Annotated in this window: 11 protein-coding genes and 1 riboswitch; of the genes, 6 read left to right on the top strand and 5 right to left on the bottom strand. The window is 72.0% G+C overall.

Annotated features, from left to right (window positions below):
* Nucleotides 1–31 precede the first annotated feature (31 nt).
* The 3 genes from ACZ6ZR_RS03610 to ACZ6ZR_RS03600 form a co-directional block, all read right to left on the bottom strand.
* Entirely contained in the window at nucleotides 32–3,349 is a 3,318-nt protein-coding gene (locus ACZ6ZR_RS03610; RefSeq protein ID WP_465638967.1) for a carbohydrate binding domain-containing protein, read from the bottom strand.
* A 178-nt stretch (nucleotides 3,350–3,527) separates the two neighbouring features.
* On the bottom strand, nucleotides 3,528–4,124 hold the full coding sequence (locus ACZ6ZR_RS03605; RefSeq protein ID WP_465638965.1) for an NADPH-dependent F420 reductase: 597 nt from the start codon (nucleotides 4,122–4,124) through the stop codon (nucleotides 3,528–3,530).
* 70 nt (nucleotides 4,125–4,194) lie between these two features.
* Nucleotides 4,195–4,977 carry an inositol monophosphatase family protein gene (locus ACZ6ZR_RS03600; protein WP_465638963.1) on the bottom strand — a complete coding sequence of 261 codons (783 nt, stop codon included), beginning with the start codon at nucleotides 4,975–4,977 and terminating at the stop codon, nucleotides 4,195–4,197.
* A 114-nt stretch (nucleotides 4,978–5,091) separates the two neighbouring features.
* Here ACZ6ZR_RS03600 and ACZ6ZR_RS03595 point away from each other — a divergent pair, with 114 nt between their 5' ends.
* On the top strand, nucleotides 5,092–5,997 hold the full coding sequence (locus tag ACZ6ZR_RS03595) for a LysR family transcriptional regulator (RefSeq protein WP_465638961.1): 906 nt from the start codon (nucleotides 5,092–5,094) through the stop codon (nucleotides 5,995–5,997).
* Nucleotides 5,998–6,041: 44 nt separating this feature from the next.
* On the opposite strand, the gene ACZ6ZR_RS03590 is transcribed toward ACZ6ZR_RS03595, so the two are convergent.
* Nucleotides 6,042–7,181 (bottom strand): PucR family transcriptional regulator, encoded by a 1,140-nt coding sequence (locus ACZ6ZR_RS03590; protein WP_465638959.1) that lies wholly within the window; start codon nucleotides 7,179–7,181, stop codon nucleotides 6,042–6,044.
* Between the two features lie 88 nt (nucleotides 7,182–7,269).
* On the opposite strand from ACZ6ZR_RS03590, the gene ACZ6ZR_RS03585 reads away from it, so the two are divergent.
* From ACZ6ZR_RS03585 to ACZ6ZR_RS03575, 3 genes are all read left to right on the top strand, one after another.
* Nucleotides 7,270–8,325, top strand: coding sequence for a ferredoxin reductase (locus tag ACZ6ZR_RS03585; protein ID WP_465638957.1), 1,056 nt, complete (start codon nucleotides 7,270–7,272; stop codon nucleotides 8,323–8,325).
* A gap of 7 nt (nucleotides 8,326–8,332) precedes the next feature.
* Nucleotides 8,333–9,451, top strand: a complete 1,119-nt coding sequence (locus tag ACZ6ZR_RS03580) for a fatty acid desaturase family protein (protein ID WP_465638955.1) — start codon at nucleotides 8,333–8,335, stop codon at nucleotides 9,449–9,451.
* A 71-nt stretch (nucleotides 9,452–9,522) separates the two neighbouring features.
* Nucleotides 9,523–10,377: a hypothetical protein gene (locus ACZ6ZR_RS03575; RefSeq protein ID WP_465638953.1), complete on the top strand. Its 855-nt coding sequence runs from the start codon at nucleotides 9,523–9,525 to the stop codon at nucleotides 10,375–10,377.
* Between the two features lie 60 nt (nucleotides 10,378–10,437).
* On the opposite strand, the gene ACZ6ZR_RS03570 is transcribed toward ACZ6ZR_RS03575, so the two are convergent.
* Nucleotides 10,438–10,833 carry a guanyl-specific ribonuclease gene (locus ACZ6ZR_RS03570; protein WP_465638952.1) on the bottom strand — a complete coding sequence of 132 codons (396 nt, stop codon included), beginning with the start codon at nucleotides 10,831–10,833 and terminating at the stop codon, nucleotides 10,438–10,440.
* Nucleotides 10,834–11,035: 202 nt separating this feature from the next.
* Here ACZ6ZR_RS03570 and ACZ6ZR_RS03565 point away from each other — a divergent pair, with 202 nt between their 5' ends.
* Both ACZ6ZR_RS03565 and ACZ6ZR_RS03560 read left to right on the top strand, forming a co-directional pair.
* Nucleotides 11,036–12,274 (top strand): esterase/lipase family protein, encoded by a 1,239-nt coding sequence (locus tag ACZ6ZR_RS03565; RefSeq protein WP_465638950.1) that lies wholly within the window; start codon nucleotides 11,036–11,038, stop codon nucleotides 12,272–12,274.
* Nucleotides 12,275–12,410: 136 nt separating this feature from the next.
* Nucleotides 12,411–12,579, top strand: a riboswitch (cyclic di-AMP (ydaO/yuaA leader).
* Between the two features lie 5 nt (nucleotides 12,580–12,584).
* Entirely contained in the window at nucleotides 12,585–13,790 is a 1,206-nt protein-coding gene (locus ACZ6ZR_RS03560) for a glycoside hydrolase family 16 protein (RefSeq protein ID WP_465638948.1), read from the top strand.
* The last annotated feature ends 8 nt before the right edge of the window (nucleotides 13,791–13,798 follow it).

Genomic DNA, 13,798 nt, shown 5'->3' with positions numbered 1-13,798 from the left:
AACCTATCGGACCACCGGCCCGGAATGCCGACTACTTCAGGTACGGGCCGTCCGTGCCGACCTTGCCCGGGGCGGCGTTGGCCCCGCCCAGGTCCAGCACGTAGACCCGCAGGTTGCCCTTGCCGGAGGCGGCCACCGCGAGGGTGCCGTTGGTGACGTTCTTCACGTCCCCGGTGACGGCGTCCTTGTAGGTGCCGTTCGGGATCCCGGTGAAGGTGGCGGCGTTGGTGACGGCCACCAGGGCGAAGCTGTCCGCCGGGCCGGAGGTGTACCGGCGCTTGAAGGCCATGTCCCCGGAGACGCCCTGGGTGGAGTACTGGCCCAGCTGGAGCGCGGGCACCGCGCGGCGGATCTGGTTGAGCCGTTGGAGCTGCTTCACCAGCGGCTGCTGGAGGGTGGCGGCCACCGGTCCGGAGGCGGAGGAGACCACCGAGAACTGGCTCGCCGTCACCTCACCGGCCACCTTGTCCCCGTAGTACGCCCGTCCGGTGGTGGCCAGCGGGCAGGTCGGGCCGCAGTCGATCTGCTTCCCGGCCTGGAACTCGATCTCCGAGCCGTAGTACAGGGTGGGGATGCCGCGGAACGTCCACATCAGCGCCATGTTCTCGGCCCAGGCGTCGGTGCCACCGGCGTAGCGGGTGGCGGACTTGTTGGGGCCGAAGTCGTGGCTGTCCACGTAGACCACGTTGTAGGTGGCGTCGTTGGTGGAGTCGTCGCTGTCCTTGCCGTTGTTGAAGGCGTTGGAGGCGTCCCCGAAGTTCATGTGCATCCGCATGTCGATGATGTTCATGCCGGAGAACTTCGAGTGGTCGGGGGCGTGGTACTCGTTGCCGTTCAGCACCGCGTTCGTGGAGGTCGGCTGGTTGCCGGTGCCCATGGTGTTCTCGTAGGTGAACTGGTCGAGGGCGGCCTGCACGTCGTCCGAGGTGTACTCCCTGCGCTCCTTCCAGGTGAAGAACTGCGCCGAGTGGTTGACCGACCCGCGGTTCCACTTGTCGTTGACGAAGGCGCCGACCTCGCCGAAGACGAAGAAGTCGTTCGCCTTCTCCGGGCCGAACTTCCGTGCGACCTCCTCCTGGATCGCGGGCAGGAAGCGGCGGTTCCAGGTCACCCGGGGGATGTGCACGGCGGTGTCGATCCGGAAGCCGTCCACGCCCATGTCGATGTACTTGTCGTACGCCCCGATCAGGTACTGCTGCACCACCGGGCTCTCGGTGTTGAAGTCGGCCAGGTCCTCGTGCAGCCAGCAGGAGCGGGAGTCCTCGCCCTCCCAGTTGCCGATCCAGCAGGCGTGGTAGAGCGCCTTGGGGAACATCCCGGTGGTGGCGCCCGGCCACTGGCAGGTGTAGATGGTGTAGCCCTCGGGGCTCCTGGCGCCGGTCGGCTTGCCCCAGTTGAGGCAGGTGTTGCCGCTCGGCTCGGCCGTGGACCAGAGGTCGCCGTTGTAGTACGACTTGCCGGAGACCGGATCCACCGTCAGGCCGTCGTACTCGAAGCCGGAGTCGGGGGCGTCGTAGTACCAGCTCCACTGGCTGTCCCGGACGCCGTAGACGGTCGGGGTGAACAGGCCCTTGGCGCCCCAGCGGGAGCTGTGGTTGTAGACCACGTCCTGGTAGATCTTGACGCCCTTGGCGTGCGCGGCGTTGATCAGGTCCTGGTAGGAGGCGCCGGCTGACTCCAGCCGCGGGTCCACCTCGTAGAAGTCGTAGCCGTGGTACCCGTGGTAGTCGTAGTCGGAGCGGTTGAGCACCACCGGCGTGATCCAGATCGCCGAGAAGCCGAGCGCCTTGACGTAGTCCAGCTTCTGCACCAGGCCCTTGAAGTCGCCCCGGAACATCGGGTCGCCGTTGGCCGCGTTCCCCGACTTCACGTCCTGGCTGCCGCCCCGGTCGTTGGAGACGTCGCCGTCGTAGAACCGGGCGGTGAGCACGAAGTAGATCGGGTCCTTGCGCGGGTCCCCGCCGAGCGGCGTCCCGGCGGTGGGGGCGGGCTCGGCGGTGCCGGTGGTGGCGCAGGCGGGCGGGGCGGAGGCGGTGGAGAGGTTGCCGGCCGCGTCGCGGGCCCTGACGGTCCAGCAGTAGGAGGTGGTGGGCTCCAGGCCGCTCTGCGAGTACACCGTCGAGGTGGTGTCGACGACGGAGGTGCCCTTGGTGCCGCCGGTGCGGGTGACCTGATAGCCCGTCACCCCGCGGTCGTCGGTGGCGGGCGTCCAGGTCAGCACGGTGGCGGTGCCGGTCGCGCTCGCGCCGACGCCGGTCGGGGCGGTGGGCGCGGTGGTGTCGGGGACGACGGCGGCGCACGGGTCGGTGGCGTCGGCGGTGACGGTCTTGTCCTTGACGGTGCTGTTGCCGCCGCGGAGTTGGTAGTTGACGCCGTTGTTGTTGTCCCAGACGCCGTTGCCGTTGTTGAAGACGGCCTGCCAGGTGGTGGCGGCGCCGAGGCTCACGGTGCGCTTGACCCAGCCGGTGCAGGCGGCCGTCATGCCGGTGCCGGGGGAGGTGGTCCAGGCGCCGCCGGTGGGGGCCCAGTGCAGGTTGACGGTGGACCAGCCGACGCTGGTGGTCGCGTACCAGACGGTGGCCTCGGTGGCCGGCGTAGGCGTGGGCGTCGGGCTCGGGCTCGGCGTCGGCTCGGGGGTGGTGCTGCCGCAGGGGTCCGAGTGGGCGACGACGCCGTCCTTGACGGTGATCGAGCCGGTCCCCAGTTGGTAGTTGGCGCCGCCGTTGTTGTCCCAGGTGCCGGTGCCGTTGGTGAAGGCGGCCTGCCAGGTGGCGGCGTGGCCGAGGGCCACGGTCTGCTTCACCCAGCCGGTGCAGGCGGTGGTCATCGCCGTCCCGGGCGCGGTGGTCCAGCTGCCGCCGGTCGGCGCCCAGTGCACGTAGTACGCGGGCCAGTTGCGGCTGGTGGTGGAGTAGAAGACGGTCGCCGAGGTGGGCGTGGCGGCCGTGCACGGGTCGGTGGTGGTGACGGTGCCGCCGGAGACGGCGCTGATCCCGGTGCCCAGTTGGTAGTTGGCGCCGCCCCGGCTGTCCCAGGTGCCGGAGCCGTTGGTGAAGGTGGCCTGGAGGCCGGTGGCGGCGCCGAGTTCGACGCTCTTCCGGTACCAGCCGGCGCAGGCCGCCTCCATGGCGGTGCCCGGTGCGGTGGTCCAACTCCCGCCGCTGGGGGCCCAGTGCAGGTAGACGGAGCTCCAGGAGGTGGCGGGCTTGTAGTACACGGTGGCGGTGCTGGTGGCCGCGCTCGCGGTGAGCGCCGGGAGCAAGGTGGCCAACAGCCCGGCCACGACGGCCAGTACGGCCGCCAGCGGACGGCGGGATCTGCGACGGTGGCGTGCGACTTCACGGTCCACGGAGGGACTCCTCGAATGCCTGACGGGTGGGGGGAGGGAGTCGCCCGCTCCGGCGGAGGCACAGGGGTGGGGCCCTGCGGCGCACGCCACGGCCGGAGTTGACGCTCCGTCTTGCGCAAGACTCTGCAAGATGTTTCAGGAGGGTACCCGCCCGTAAATCCCTCGTAAAGACCCGACGTCAGCGGGCGATCGAGATCGCGAACGGCGCGAATCCGCTCGACCGGATCACGTGCGGGACGAACAGGATGGCGGCCTCGGTGGCCCGGGCGGTCCGGATTCCGCCGAGGTCGGTGATCCACTCCGGGCGCCAGCCGAGGTCGGTGAGCAGCTCACGGACGGTCTGCTTGGCCTGCGGGTCCTCGCCGGAGAGGAAGGCGTCGGGCGCCTGGGCGAGGATGGCCGGCGCGGTCATCACCGGGAAGAGCATGGTGTTGAGCGTCTTGACGACGCGGGTGTCGGGGAGCGCTTCCTGGAGCTGCTCGGCGAGGCTCGAGCCGGGGTGGAGCAGATCGGCCGGCAGTCCGTCAGGTCCGTCGACGGTGGCGTTGGAGACGTCGACGAGGATCTTGCCCCGCAGCTCCTCACGCAGGGCGGCGAGCCGCTCCAGCGAGCCGGCGCCCGGGGTGGCGTTGATGACGACCTCGGCGGACCGGGCGGCAGCGGAGGCGGCACCGGGCGTGCGGTCCGCCACCGTCACCTCGTGTCCCGCCCCGGCGAGGGCCGTGGCGAGGTTGCCGCCGACGCGGCCGTTTCCGAGAACTGCGATCGTGGTCATGGTGAAGTGATCCTTCTGCGGGGTGAGTTGGGGTGAGTTGGGGGAGTCGGGGTGAGCTGGGGGTGTGCGGTCAGCGCGAGAGCGTGGCGACGGCCTCGGCGTGGATGCCCGGAGCGGTGGCCAGGAAGCCCTCGCTCTGCGGAGTCCAGGGGCGGCCCTCGGCGTCGGAGATCCGCCCGCCGGCCTCGGTGACGAGCAGCACCCCGGGCAGCAGGTCCGCACGGGCCCCGGCGAACTGCCAGAACCCGTCGGTCCGGCCGGCGGCCACGTCCACCAGGTGCAGGGTCGCGGGCACGGAGGTGCGGACCACGAGCGCGTCGAAGAGCATCGCGGTGATCGAGGAGCCCACGCGTCGCACGACCTCCTCGTCCTCGTCGGGCCGGGCCTGGCTGGTCGCCACGATGCCCAGGCCGAGGTCCGTCGTCCCCGAGACGTGCAGCGGCCGGCCGTCGAGGTGGGCGCCCGCGCCGGTGAGAGCGGTGTAGGTCTCGCCGGTCAGCGGCAGGTGGACCGCGGTGAGCACCGGCCGGTTGTCGCGGACGAGGGTGGCGGTGACGGCCCAATCCGGCAGCGCGTGCAGGTGGTTGACGTTGCCCTCGGCCGGATCCACCACCCACCACTCGCCGGCCGGCAGCGCCCCGCCGTCGAGCTCGTCCTCCACCCAGCCGGCCTGCGGGCGCAGCTGCGTGAGGCGGGGACGCAGGACGGCGAGCGCGGCGTCGTCGTTGGCGGCGAGCGCGAGCATCAGCTCTTCACGGGTCCGGTACCGGACCACGTCGCCGAAGCGCTCCCGCAGGACGGAGCCGGCCTCGCGCAGGGCGGTCACGGTCTCGGCGAGCAGGGAAGTGGACATGGTGGTGCTCCTGTCTGAGTGAGGAGGAGGTTTTGTCGTTCGCTTGCGTCAACGACGATATGGAGCCGCATCGTTGACTTCAAATGCATGTCAGGCACTCATAGAGTTACTCCCATGCAACTGGATTTGAACCTGCTCACCGCCCTCGACGCGCTGCTGGAGGAGGGCAGCGTGGCCGGCGCGGCGGCGCGCCTGCACGTCACCGCCCCCGCGATGAGCCGGAGCCTCGGGCGGATCCGCCGCACGACCGGGGACCAGATCATGGTGCGCACCGGCCGCACCATGACACCGACGCCGTACGCGATCGCCGTCCGGGCCCAGGTGCACGAACTCCTGCAGCAGGCACAGGAGTTGCTGGCACCGAGCCGTGAACTCGAGCTGGCGTCCTTGGAGCGCACCTTCACCCTCCGCTGGCACGATTCCCTGGTCGCCCTGAGCGGCCCCGCGCTGCTCGCGGCGGTGCGTGGACCGGCGCCGGGGGTGCGGCTGCGCTTCGTCGCGGAGTCGGGCACCGACACCCCGGGCCTGCGGCGCGGCGAGGTCGACCTGGAGGCGAACGCCAACCGCCCGAGCGCGCCGGACATCCGTGCCGAGAAGGTGGGCGAGAGCCGCCTGGTCATCGCCGTGCGGCAGGGGCACTCCCTCACCCGCGTCGGCCCCGTCACCCCGGCTCAGTACGCCGCCGCCGAGCACGTCACCGTCTCCCGGCGCGGCAACCTCGGCAACGCTCTCGACGACGCCCTCGCCGGGCTCGGCCTCACCCGCCGCGTGGTCGCGACCGCCCCCACCGAGGCGGCCGCGCTGGAGTTCGCGCGCGGCTCCGACCTCCTGGTCAGCGTCCCCGAAGCCACCACGCGCTCCGCGGTCACCGACCTCGGCCTGGTCGCACTCCCCCTGCCGCTCGAACTGCCGTCGGCACCGGTGTACCTGTCGTGGCATCAGCGCTACGACACCGACCCCGCCCACACCTGGCTGCGCGGCCTGGCGCGCACCGCGCTGACCATGGACGGCGCCGCGTAGCCGGCCGCGCCCGATCCCCCGTCAACTCCCGGCCTCAGCTGGCCTCAGCCCGCCCGGAGGCCGACCGCCAGTGTCAGTTCGAGGACCCGCTGCGGCGAGCCGAGGTCAGGGAACAGCTCCCGCAGCTGGGACATCCGGTACCGGACGGTCTGGGGGTGGACGAACAGCGCCGCCGCCACCTCGTCCCGCCGGCCCTGGTGCAGCAGCCAGGCCCGCAGGGTCTCCTCCAGGCGCCGCGCGGTGGCGGCGGGCAGGGCGCGCAGCGGTGCGAGGGCCCGGGCGCGCAGGTCCGCGAACGCCTCCGCGTCGGCGCTCAGCACCAGCTCGGGCAGGTGCTCCTCGGTGTCGCGGATGTCGGGGGAGAGGGAGCGAGCTCGGACGGCCCGGGCGTACGAGGCGGACGCGCGGGTCCACGGCCGGGCCGGGCCGGCCACGGCGGTGCGGTCGGTCAGCTGCCTCAGCAGGTGCGACCGGTCGGCGTCGGGGACGAGCAGCACGCCGGAGGCGTCCGGCAGGTCGTCGAGGACGAGGGTGGCGGGGTCGAGCGTGCGGTGGGCGGGCCGGGCCTGGGCGGCGGGCAGCAGGACGGCGGTCAGCGAGCCCGGAGGCTGCCACCCGGCCCGTTGGGCCGCGGCGAGGAGCACGTCCGGGCTCGCGTCGGCGAGCAGGTCGCGGGCCAGCTGTTCCAGGTGGCGCTCGTGCACCCGGCCCCGGGCGGCCAGCTCGTCGGCGTGGCCGGCGGCGCTCGCGGCGGAGAGCTCGTCGATGTAGGCGAAGGTCAGCTCGGCGAACCGGGCGACCTCGGCGGCGGGCAGACCGGCCGGCACCGCGCCCGCGGCCAGCCCACGCCAGGCCACCCGGGCGCCGACCCGGTAGGCGCTGAGCAGGGCGTCCATCGAACGGCCGTCGCGGACCTCGCCGCGGCCCAGCTCGTAGGCGGCGTCCCCGGCGTCGCCGCCCGTGGTGTTGCCGCTCGCTCGGTCCAGGAAGTGGCCCAGGGCGGTGCGGACGGCCCGCCGGATCGTGGAGCCCATCCGACCCGAGAGGGCGTTGGCGTAGGGCGGGACCTCGTCGATGATCGCCTGGACGACCTCGTCGGCGGTGGTCCTCAGTACGGCCCGGAGCGCGGTGAGTGTCGTCTCGTCCAGGGCCAGTTCACCGGCCCTCCGGCTTGGCTGGCTCACGTCTTCTGTTCCCTGCGCATAGTTTCGGCGACCAGATTCACGTCCTACGAACAGGACTTTACCCTCAGCGGCGTATGAAGCTGGGCCCATGACGAGTACAGCCCTCCGCAGCAGGGCGTGGAAGCTGCTGGAGATGGTCACGACGCCACTGCTGCCGTCGGACTACCTCGACCTGGTCAGCCCGCTGCGCGCGGGCGCCGACCTGCGGGGGCGCATCGAGGCCGTGCACCCCGAGACGGGTGATGCGGCGACCGTCGTGATCAGACCGGGGCGGGGCTGGCTCGGCCACACCGCTGGACAGTACGTGCGGATCGGGGTCGACGTCGACGGGGTGCGCCTGTGGCGCTCCTACTCCGTCACCTCGCCGACGAACCGTCAGGACGGCCGCATCACGATCACCGTGAAGGCGGTCCCGGACGGCAAGGTCAGCAACCATCTGGTCCGCTCCGCGAAGCCGGGCACGCTGGTCCGGCTCGACCAGGCGGCCGGTGACTTCGTGCTGCCGGAGGCCAAGCCCGCCAAGGTGCTCTACCTGACGGCGGGCAGCGGCATCACACCGGTGATGGGCATGCTGCGCGACACCGGGCTCGACGACGTCGTCCTGGTGCACTCCGCGCCGCGGCGGGACGACGTGATCTTCCGCACCGACCTGCACGACCTGGCCGCGGGCCGGGAGCTGCGGCTCATCGAGGTGCACACCGACACGGACGGCAGGCTCGACCTCGCCCGTCTCGACGAGCTCGTCCCCGACTGGGCCGAGCGCGAGACCTGGGCGTGCGGGCCCGCCGGCCTGCTGGACGCCGCCGAGAAGCACTGGGCCGGGCACGGCGTCCCGGAGCGCCTGCGCATCGAACGCTTCCGCCCCGATGTCGTCGTGACCGGCGACGGCGGTGCGGTCACGTTCAGCACCACCGGCAGGACCGTCGAGGCGGACGGCGCCACGCCGCTGCTGGACGTCGGCGAGGAGGCCGGAGTGCTCATGCCGTCCGGGTGCCGGATGGGCGTCTGCTTCGGCTGCGTCACGCCGCTCAAGGCGGGCGCCGTCCGCGACCTGCGCACCGGCGCGATCACCGAGGCCGCGCCGGGCGTCCTCGTCCAGACCTGTGTGTCCGCCGCGGCGGGCCCCTGCGACATCGAACGGTAGAGGCAACGTGACCGCGATCGACCCCACCGCCCACCTGACCGCCGATCAGATCGAGGAGCTCGGCCGCGAGCTGGACGCGATCCGCGACGAGGTGATCGCCGCCCGCGGCGAGCGGGACGCCGCCTACATCCGCAAGGTCATCTCGGCGCAGCGCAAGCTCGAACTGGCCAGCAGGGCCGTGCTGTTGTTCTCGATCTTCCCGCCCGCCTGGCTGGTCGGCACCGCCGGCCTGTCGGTGGCGAAGATCATGGAGAACATGGAGATCGGCCACAACGTCCTGCACGGCCAGTGGGACTGGATGCGGGATCCGAAGATCCACTCGACCACCTGGGACTGGGACCACGTCTCTCCGGCCGACCAGTGGAAGCACTCGCACAACGAGCTGCACCACACCTACACCAACGTGATCGGCAAGGACAACGACCTCGGCTACGGCATCATGCGCGTCGACGAGGACCAGCGGTGGCACCCGTTCCACCTGGGCCAGCCGCTGTGGAACTTCCTCAACGCCTGCTTCTTCGAGTACGGCATCGCCGCGTACGACCTGGAGCTCGGCAAGAACCTCCAGAAGCGCCGCCGCAAGAACCCGGAGTTCCGCGCGCGGGCCAGGGCCGTGGGCCGCAAGATCCGCCGGCAGGTGCTCAAGGACTACGTGATCCACCCGCTGCTCTCGGGCCCGTCCTTCCTCCCCACGCTCGCCGCGACGTTCACCGCCAACCTGGTCCGCAACCTCTGGACCCACTCGGTGATCATGTGCGGCCACTTCCCCGAGGGCGTGCAGGTCTTCGAGCGCCGGTCGATCGAGGGCGAGACGCGCGGCCAGTGGTACCTGCGCCAGATGATGGGCTCGGCGAACATCAGCGGCGGCAAGGCCATGCACTTCATGACCGGCAACCTGTCGCACCAGATCGAGCACCACCTCTTCCCCGACCTGCCGAGCAACCGCTACGCCGAGGTCGCGGTGAAGGTGCGCGCGCTGTTCGAGAAGTACGAACTGGCCTACGTCACCGGCCCGTTGCCCAAGCAGGTGTTCTCCGCCTGGCACAAGGTCTTCCGCCTCTCCCTGCCCAACCGCAAGCCCAAGGCCGGGATCCCGGACCGCGAGCGGGAGTTGGTTGCGGTCTGATCCGGCGAATCCCGCTTGCCGCCCGTGGGCGGGCCGCGTACCGTCCGGGCCCGGGACGAGGAGGGGGAGCCATGGGGCGGCCGGTCGAGGAGTGGTTGGCGCAGGTGTGGTCGCGTACGGCGGAGGTCCGGGTGCTGACGGGCGGCGAAGGTCCGGCGCCGGACGCGCCGGAGCGTGAGCTGCTCGCCGTGGTCGAGGACGTGGCCGAACTCGCCGAGCTGCGCGGGCTCACGACGACCGGGGAGTTCGACGGTGACATCTGCCGGTGCCACGGTTCCCTGACGCTCGGTCTGTACGGCGCGGACGGGGAGGGCTTGGGCAGTGCGAGCGTGCACGGCGTGGGCCGGGTGTCCTGGGGACGTTCCAGGTTCCGGGACGACGTGACGATCGCCGACCCGCTCGCGTTGGCGCTGCTGTTGGCGCGGCACGGGTTCTCGGGCTGGCTGACGCGCTTCGAGGGTGACCTTGCCGAGGCGCTCGGCCTGGAGGAGGGCCGCCCGCAGATCCGCCTGCCGGGCCGGGGCACCCACGGCGCGGGCCTGTTGGCGTCGCGTCAGGTGCCGCGCTGCCTCTGGCCGCACCTGGTCGGCCTCTCCGGCATGGAGGCCGGGGCCCTCCCCGAGGGCCGGGTCCGCGAGTTGGCGGCGGTCCTCGCCGCGGAGTGCCCGGACGGCCTCGAGCGGGCGAGGCTGCTGCTCGCCTGGCTCGGCCGGCTGCCGTGGCCGACCGAGTCGGACGGCGGTGAAGGCCGGTTGGTCCGAGGCCTGTTGGAGGGTCTGGACCCGATCGCCGCCGTCGCGGCCGCCGGTGCCGTGGACGACCTCTCGGCGATGGGGCTGCTCCGCTGGGCGGACCGGTACCGGCACGTACCCGGTCTCGTCGAGCTGGCCGGCCCGGTGCTCTCCCGGCGCCTGCCCCGCGGGTGAGGCGCGGAACCGCCCGCCCCCGGGGAAGTGGGGCGGGCGGTCGGGGGGTGAACGGGGGTGTCAGCAGCCGAAGTTGACCTTGTAGAAGGTCGCGTAGTGGTCCGCGGTGTAGTAGTCCTCGTGGAAGACCTTGCCGGTGATGATGCGGCGGGCGCCGCGGGTGGAGGAGCCCGGGGTCTTCACGGTGTACTCGTGGTAGTAGGTGGCGGTCTGCTTCGGGAGGATGCCCTCGCGGTTCTGGAAGACGACGCCGTCCTGGCTGTACGGGAACGGGCCGCCCTGGTCGATCAGCTTGATGGTGGTGCGGCCCTCGGGCGGGAGGGCGGTGTAGCAGATGCTCCCGCTGACGGCGGCGGAGGCGTCGGTGGCGAACACGGCTGTGGGGGCGAGGGTGAGGAGACCGACGGCGGCGACGGAGGCGGCACGGGTCTTCAACGCGCGTAGAGTGATTCGCATGTCCCTCAGTCTGAGGGTTTGTCAGGTCCCGGAGGAAGTGCTGCGGAAACACTTCATCAGCGGGTAACTCGCCGTGAATCCAGGTGACTTGTGGATTGCCGACATGCTGCGGACGTGGTGGGTGTGTGACCGTCACATGGGGGAGCGGTACCGGTGCGCCTACCGTGGCCGGACCTCTCCTCCGACCCGACGGAGCCCCCCTGTGAGACGACTCCTCGTCCTGCTGCTCAGCTGCGCCGCACTGGCCCTGGGAATCGGTCCGGCCGTCGCCGCGCCCCCCGCCTACCTGAAGCTGGAGGCGGCCTACTCCGCCCCCGGCAACGGCTGGGCCGCGGTGGAGCGTTGGTACGACACCACCACCGGCTTCCGCGCCGAGCAGTTCCCCGCCGACGGCCGGGGCGACCAGGACGGCGCGCGGGTCACGTACTTCGGCGGGGTGAAGCGCCCCTCCTCGGCCCGCTTCCTGCTGTACTCGGCGGCCGGCTGGAACACCGGCGCCAAGTCCGCCGTGCTCCTGGTGCACGGGGCCAACGACAACGCGGACCGGGCCTGGGCCAACCCCGGCGAGAGCGGCAACTGCGGTGCGGCGAACTGCCCTTCGACCGGCCTGGCGCAGCAGCTGGCCGCCGCCGGGCACCGGGTCTTCGCGATCGGCTTCGCCCACAGGCACGGTGACAACCTGATGCAGGCTCAGGCCGTCGGGGACGCGATCGCGGTGATCCGGGACCGCCTCGGGGTGGGGCAGGTCGACCTGGTGAGTTGGAGCAAGGGCGAGGTGGCGGCCCGGAGTTGGGTCTCCTCGGTCCGGCCCTCCTGGGGGCGGGCCTACCCCGGTGACGTCCGCCGCCTGGTCACCCTCGGCGGCCCGAACGGCGGCCTCGACTACGTCTACGCGCACGGCTGGAGCTTCTCGCTGGCCACTTGGCCCGCCTGCGGCGGCACGGCCGACGCGCCCTCCCCGCACCTCTGGATGACCTGCTACGGCACCTACACCTCCCAGCCCTGCCTCGGTGTGCTGCCGGTCAACGGCTCCGACTGCTTCCCCGGCCAGCGCCAGCTGCTGGCCCGCTGGGACGGCAGGTACGGCGTGGACCAGCTCACCCAGGACTGGTGGACCACCTACTACGGCGGCCAGGGCTTCTACACCTCCGGCCAGGGCATCCAGGCCGCGATCGACGCGGGCTCGCTGATCGCCCCGCTCCAGCAGGCCGGCACCCCCGCCACCGTCCCGGCCTACCTGCTGGCCGGCGGCTCCGCCGACCTCCCCGGCCTGCTCAACGAGAACCGCGGCCCGAGCGACGGCATCGTCTTCACCGCCAGCGCCCTGGACACCACCGGCATCCGAACGGTCGGCGGCACGAAGCTGCTTGCCGACCTCAACCACCTCGAACTCGGCTGGGCCCCGGCCGCCGCCGCCCAGGTCGGCGCCTGGCTGGCCTGACGCGGGGCGGCCGCGGCCGTTGCCTGTGAGCGAGGTCTCGTTGTCGCGCGGCGGGGTAGCTGCCTAGCCTGCATGGAGTTCGTGCAGCTGCGGACGCCGTCGCCGGGGCGCCGAGTCCTGCCTGCCCGTCGACGGTCACTCGACCACATCGAGTACGGGCAGGAGCGGGGGAACCAGGTCAGTCCGTGACCCCTGCCCGCCTGTCCGGCGCCGGGGCACTCGGGGTGAAGCCGCACCACAGGCGGCCGGGCGTTCCCTCATGCCCGAACCCGACAGCTCACCTCGCAGGCGCCGAAAGAGGACCCTGCCCATGCGTATCTCCCTCACCCCGGCGCGCCTCGGCGCGGCGGCCCTGGTGGCTGTCCCGCTGGTCGCCGCCGCCCCGCTGGCCGGCCAGGCCGAGGCCGTGACCGTCGTCACCCAGGACCGGCTCGGCCCGGGCACGCTCGCCGCCGACGTGGCCGGCCGGGCCAGCCTGACCGTGCACTCCGGCTCCTGCTTCACCGCCAAGACCCTGGGTGTCGGCGTCCGGGACACCGCCGGGCGCAACCTCGACTTCCCCGGCAACGCGAGCAACGTGCGGATCTGCCCGGGCGGGGTGACCTTCACCAGCGGTGCCCGGGCGCTGCCGGCCGGGACGTACACCCAGTTCGGCTTCTGGCAGGACCAGAACGGGGGCTGGCACAACCTGCCGTCCCGTCAACTGGTCGTCGGCGGCGGCTCGGTGACCCCGACACCGACTCCCACGCCCACCCCGACACCGACTCCCACGCCGACCCCCACCCCCACTCCGACGCCCACGCCGACCCCCATCCCCGGCGGGTCGCCCGTCCCGGGCAAGGCGCTGACCTGGTCGGAGGAGTTCGACGCGCCCGTCGCGCTCGGCAGCAAGTGGGTCAGCGACCGCAGCAGCAGCTACCGTTACGGCACCCACAACCCGGACGACAACAAGCTGGACTGGCTGAACCCGTCCGGCGTCTCGGTCGCGAACGGTGTGGCCACCTTCACCGCCAAGCCCTCCGCGCACACCCTGGAGAACGGCAAGCAGGCCTGGGAGACCGGGCTGCTCACCACCGAGTACTCCTCGCAGGGCTTCCAGGTGCGGACCGGCGACTACGCCGAGGCCCGCGTCCAGCTGCCCTCCGAGGCCGGTGCCTGGCCCGCGCTGTGGACCTGGAAGGACGGCAACGGGGAGATCGACAGCTTCGAGTACCACCCGGACAACGCCGCCCTGCTGGAGCTGACCAACCACGTCAAGCCGGCCCAGAAGTACCACGCCGACGCCGCCGTCCTCGGCCACGACAAGTGGGTCACCGTCGGCACGTACTACGGCGCGAACTCCGTCGACTGGTACGTCAACGGGGTCAAGGTCTTCTCCGACAACCAGGGTGTCGGGACGAACTGGTCGGCCTACCTGATCCTCAACCTCTCGGTGGGCGCCGGGAAGTACCACCCGGCGCCCGCCGGCACCGCGCCGATCGACTTCGCCGCGGACTGGGTCCGCGTCTACCGCTAGTGCCGTGC

It is taken from the genome of Kitasatospora sp. NPDC088742, assembly GCF_055584905.1.
Note: the sequence above shows the minus strand (reverse complement) of the source record. Positions and strands in the feature narration are given on the sequence as shown.